Annotated in this window: 5 protein-coding genes; 2 read left to right on the top strand and 3 right to left on the bottom strand. The window is 69.9% G+C overall.

From position 1 onward, the window contains the following. Positions 1-1216 (top strand): hypothetical protein (locus ACFQEU_RS11110; protein WP_379782113.1); only part of this gene is annotated, 1216 nt, incomplete at its 5' end. Continuing rightward, on the top strand, positions 1216-2025 hold the full coding sequence (locus ACFQEU_RS11105; protein ID WP_379782111.1) for a metallophosphoesterase: 810 nt from the start codon (positions 1216-1218) through the stop codon (positions 2023-2025). The genes ACFQEU_RS11110 and ACFQEU_RS11105, both read left to right, overlap by 1 nt. A 22-nt stretch (positions 2026-2047) precedes the next feature. Here the strand turns inward: ACFQEU_RS11105 and ACFQEU_RS11100 are convergent, their stop codons facing one another. The 3 genes from ACFQEU_RS11100 to ACFQEU_RS11090 form a co-directional block, all read right to left on the bottom strand. Then, complete coding sequence (locus ACFQEU_RS11100; RefSeq protein ID WP_379782109.1) at positions 2048-2533, bottom strand: PhlB family protein; 486 nt, start codon at positions 2531-2533, stop codon at positions 2048-2050. Continuing rightward, positions 2530-3690: a thiolase family protein gene (locus ACFQEU_RS11095; protein WP_379782106.1), complete on the bottom strand. Its 1161-nt coding sequence runs from the start codon at positions 3688-3690 to the stop codon at positions 2530-2532. Before ACFQEU_RS11095 ends, ACFQEU_RS11100 begins: the two co-directional genes overlap by 4 nt. 44 nt (positions 3691-3734) lie before the next feature. Beyond that, positions 3735-5078 (bottom strand): DNA mismatch repair MutL family protein (locus tag ACFQEU_RS11090; protein ID WP_465261134.1); only part of this gene is annotated, 1344 nt, incomplete at its 5' end.

Here is a 5078-nt window from a genome sequence, read left to right as displayed (position 1 = left end):
GCTGGAGGCCGGCGGCGCACCCGCGTCGGTGGCGGCCGGGGTCCCGAAAGCGATCGATCACTACGACACCTCGCCCGCCTACGTCGAGGCGGTCCGCCGACTCGCGGTCGACGCGCTGGCGCTGATCGCGGGTGATCGCGAGGAGGTCCGAACGCCAGACATCGACCCAGACGAGGGCGGCGAGGCCACGATCGGCCCGCTTCCCGAAACCGACGTTCGGATCGCCGCGGAGGCCGTCGACGATACACCGATGGCCGATGATACCCCCGAAGTCGACGACGGCACGGTGGCCGACGACGCGTCGACGTCGACCCCGACAATCAACGGGACGGTAAGCGGGGGCACGGAACCAGACACCGGAGAGACAGTCGACACGGGAGAGACGGCCGAATCAGCACCGGAAGCCGGTGCCGAGGCGGCGGGTACACCCGAACCCGAATCTCCGACGACCGAGACCGCCAATACGACGAGCGACGACCCCATCAGCGATCTCGATGATCCCGATGACGACGCCGGAGAACTCGGCGACGAGCTCGGCGACTTCGGCGGTGGAGTCGCCGATCCGGAGGATGCGGTGGGTGGCATCGACGGCTCCTCCGATCCCGACGGAGACGAGGTCGCGAACGCCGATGTCGATGCCGATACCGATACCGACATCGACGTTGCTGTCGACGCCGACACCGACGAGCCGACCGGTTCGGACGCGGCCGATGGGATGTACGAGCTCGACGACGCGGAACGCGAGGAGATCGAGTCCGAGTTCGGCACCGACTTCTCGACCGGTGGCGAGGTCGACGAGCCGGGCGAGGCCGACATCGATGTCCCCGATCCCGAGGAGCTGTCGGAGGGCGACGAGTCGGCCGAAACCACGGTCGGTGGCGACACGCCGGAGATGGACGACGCCGGTGTCGCGGCCGGCGACTCCGGGGGGGGACTCGACGACGGGGCATCCGGCGACCCGGGCGGCTCCGACGCGAGTGACGGGAGCGACGACGACACGGAGGGCACTGACGACGAGGACGTCGACCTCGAGGGTGCTGCCGTCGAGGCGATGAGCGAGCTCGACGACGGCGACGGCGCGGACCGCGCCGCCGTCGTCGACGCGGTCGCGTCGGAACACGGCGTAGACGCGGACGCCGTCGAAGACGCGATCCAGGACGCGCTGATGAGCGGGAAGTGCTACGAGCCCAGCGACGGCGTGCTCAAACCGATCTGATGGCACGGGGCGAGCGGGTCGCGGTCGAACCGGTCGTCGGCGAGCCGGCGGCCATCGCGGCGCTCGGATCCGAGCGCGCGTTGCTCGTCGCCGACGTCCACGCCGGCATCGAGGCCGGACTCCGCTACGAGCGCGGGGTCGAGCTCGACAACCGGGCCGACGAGCGTCGCGAACACCTGTGTCGACTCCTCGATGAAACCGACGCCGACCGACTGGTCGTTCTCGGCGATCTGGCCCATCGGATCGGAGCACCCGACGGTGACGAGCGGGCGGAGTTGGAGACGTTGATCCGTGCGATAACCGATCGCGTCCCGCTGACGCTCGTCGAGGGAAACCACGACGCGGGCGTCACGGAGGCGTTCGGGGACGCGATCGAAACTATCGGTCCGGAAGGGGGACTCATCGGCGAGACGGTGACGGACGGCGGTGGTCGAGAGGGGACGGTCGGCGTCCTCCACGGACACACGTGGCCGACCGCCGACCTGCTCGCCGCCGACGTGGTGTGTATGGGCCACGAACACCCGCAGGTCAGGTTGGAGGACGCGGTCGGAGGGTCGCGAACGGAGCGCGCGTGGCTCCGCGGCGGCCTCAACCCGAGGGCGTTCGTCGGCGACGAGGTGATAACGGATCGGGAGCGATCCGATCCCCCCGAGCTGATCGTCTTTCCGGCGTTCAACGAGCGCTCCGGAGGGACGTGGGCGAACGTGGACGGGCAGTCGTTTCTCGCGCCGTTCCTTCCGGAGGCGCTCCCGGCCGCCGACGCCTATCTCCTCGACGGGACGCGGCTCGGCGACGTGCGTCGGGTGTAACCGGCTCGGAGCGCGCGCCGTCTCACGTATCGACCGGCCGGAACCGGAACCCGTCCCACGCCTGGCTCTCCGGCTCGCGGATCCCCGCACCGGGGTCGCGGAGTTCGGCGGCGTAGACGGGCTCGACACGGTCGCCGATATCGACGTCGAACGTCTCGCCGGAACCGCCGGCCCCCTCCGCTATCTGTCCGAGGGCGCGGACCGGCGGCCCGTCGTACTCGTCGCCCATCTCGAACTCGACGATCGCGAGGGTGTTGGGCTCGCGGACGCCGGGCGGTGTCGCTGTCGAGGTCGTCCAGGTGATCACGCGCGCCTCGTACTCGCGGAGGTCGAGCGTGCCGACCCGCTCGCTGCCGTCCGGGCCGACCGGATGTGGGGGGTACGACACCGCACCCCCCGCGTACTCGGCCGCCTCGAACGCCGTCTCCGCGCCGCCGTCGATGCTCGTGTCCCCGTTGGTGCTCGTGTCCCCGTTCCCCTCGTCCGTCTCGGAGCCGTGTTCGCTCATTGGGTTCCCTCCAGGACCGTCGTGGTCACACAGTTGCCGAACCCACCGACGTTACACGCGAGACCGGTGTCGGCCTCGACCTGTCGCGGACCGGCGTCCCCGGTGACCTGTTCGTATATCTCGTACACCTGCGCCACGCCGCTCGCGCCGAGCGGGTGTCCCTTCGATTTGAGCCCGCCCGACGTGTTGATCGGCAAGTCGCCGTCGCGGTCGGTGACGCCCGCCTCGACCGCCTTCCACCCCTCTCCCTTCTCGAAGAACCCGAGGTCCTCGCTCTGGAGGAACTCGAGGATCGTGAACATGTCGTGTAGCTCCGCCACGTCGACGTCGTCCGGGCCGATACCGGCCATCTCGTAGGCGATATCGGAGGAATCGGCGACGCCTCCCATCGTCGTGGGGTCGGCGCGCTCGTGGACGACGTGGGTGTCGGTCGCGCCGCCGATCCCCGAGACGACCGCGTACTCGTCCTCGGGGACGTACTCCGCGGCGACGGACTCCGGACAGAAGACGAGCGCTGCCGATCCGTCCGTGATCGGGCAGAAGTCGTACAGCCGGAGCGGGTCCGCGACGATCGGCGAGTCGAGCACCGTTTCGAGGTCGACCTCCTTTTGGAACTGTGCGTGGGGGTTGTCCACGCCGTTTTTGTGGTTCTTCACCGCGACCTTCCCGAGGCTCTCGCGCGGGGCGTCGTACGTGTCGAGGTAGAGTCTGGCCGTGAGCCCCGCGAAGGAGGGGAGGGTGACACCGTGTTTGTACTCGACCGGGTGTGTGAGGGAGGCGATCACGTCGGTCGCCTCCGCGGTCGTCCGATGAGTCATCTTCTCGCCGCCGACGAGCATCGTCAGGTCGCTCGCGCCCGAGGCGATCGACTGCCACGCGGCGTACACACCTGCACCGCCCGACGAGGAGGTCTGGTCGATCCGCGCGGTGTAGGCGGGCATCGCATCGAGGTCATGTGCGAGCGCGTTCGGGACGCCCGTCTGTCCCTCGAACTCCCCGCTCGCCATGTTCGAGACGTACAGGTGATCGAGGTCGTCGCCGCCGATCCCGGCGTCGTTGAGCGCGGCCGCGCCCGCCTCCGCCAGCAGCTCGCGCACCCACGCGTCACGTTGCCCGAACCGGGTCATCGACGCGCCGATGATCGCTACGCGTTCCATGGTTCGACCTTCACGCGATACGCCTAAAACGTACCCTTCCGCGGTCACTCCGCACGCCGGCCGGCGTGGCCGGGGTAGTCCCGTTCGAACCGCGATCCGATCTCGTCGTGGTCCATACGGATCACCACCGGCCGACCGTGCGGGCAGGCGTACGGGTTCTCGCAGTCGTCGAGGCGTTCGAGGAGGTCGACGACGCGCCCCTCCGTCAGCGAGGTGTTCCCCGTCACGGAAGGGTAGCAGGCCAGATCCGCGAGCAGCTCGTCGACCACGTCGGTAACCGGCTCGTCGCCCTCGCTGGCGTCGCCGACGAGCGCCGAGAGCACCTCACGCACGAGGGTCGGGTCGAGTGCGGCGTCGAACACCGCGATCATCGCCTCGACGACGACCTCGCGGCCGCCGGCTCGTTCCGCCCGAAACCCGATCGTCGCGAGGTCGTCGACGAACTCGTCGAACAGCGCCGCCTCCCGCGCGGTCACGTCGATCCGAACCGGCTCCGCGAGCGCCTGTGCGGTCGCGCCATCCGCGAACTCGCGTTGCAGTCGTTCGTAGTGTACCCGCTCGTCGGCAGCGTGCTGGTCGATGAGGACGAGCCCGTCCGGCGTCTCGGCCACCACGTACGTCTCGTGGAGCTGGCCGAGCACGCGAAGCGGCGGCAGCGAGTCGTACGTCCGCTCCGCGGTCGTTTCGCCCCCCGCGAGCGTGCGCTGACTCGTCGGCGCCGACGGACGCGACCCTGCGTTGTCGGCCCGGGACCCGGCATCGGTGTCGGAGGCGAACCGCGGTTCCGACGCGGGATCTCCCTCGAATCCGGCGTCGGGTGCTGGCGTCACCGGGCTGTCTCCAGCGGTCATGCCCGGGCTGTCCCCGGACGCGGAGGATTCCGGGCCGTCTCCGGGTGATGACTGCCAGTCTCGCGGCGACGGACGGTCCGCCGCCTCCGTGTCGTCAGTCGCCGCGTCATCAGTCGCCGCGTCGTCAGTCGCTGCGTCATCGGTCGCCGCGTCGTCAACCGCCGCGTCGTCACCGGTCGGATCGATAGCTATCGAGTCGGTGTCTCCGGCTTCGGCGTCTGTCGGAACGTCCATCGGGGCGTCCGTCGTCCCGTCGGCAGCGCCGTCCCCGCCACCAAGATCGTCGACGGCCCACGCCTCCTCGTCGTCGGGTGCGAGCTCGGTCGCGGTTCCCGGATCCGGTTCGATATCGCGGGAGGTGGTGGCCTCGGCTCCGTCGGCGTCCCCGTTGGAACCGCCGGTGTTCCCGTCGGCTCCGTTGTCTCTTCCCGGATCACCGACCCGCCTGCCGTCGACTCCCCCGCCGCCGACGTCGGCACCCCCGACCACCTCCGTATCCGCGGACCCGGGGTCGACCGCGACCTCGTCGGGCGCGGA

It is taken from the genome of Halorubrum tibetense (assembly GCF_042661865.1).
Taxonomy (GTDB): domain Archaea; phylum Halobacteriota; class Halobacteria; order Halobacteriales; family Haloferacaceae; genus Halorubrum; species Halorubrum tibetense.
This window is presented reverse-complemented; position numbering and strand designations above follow the sequence as displayed.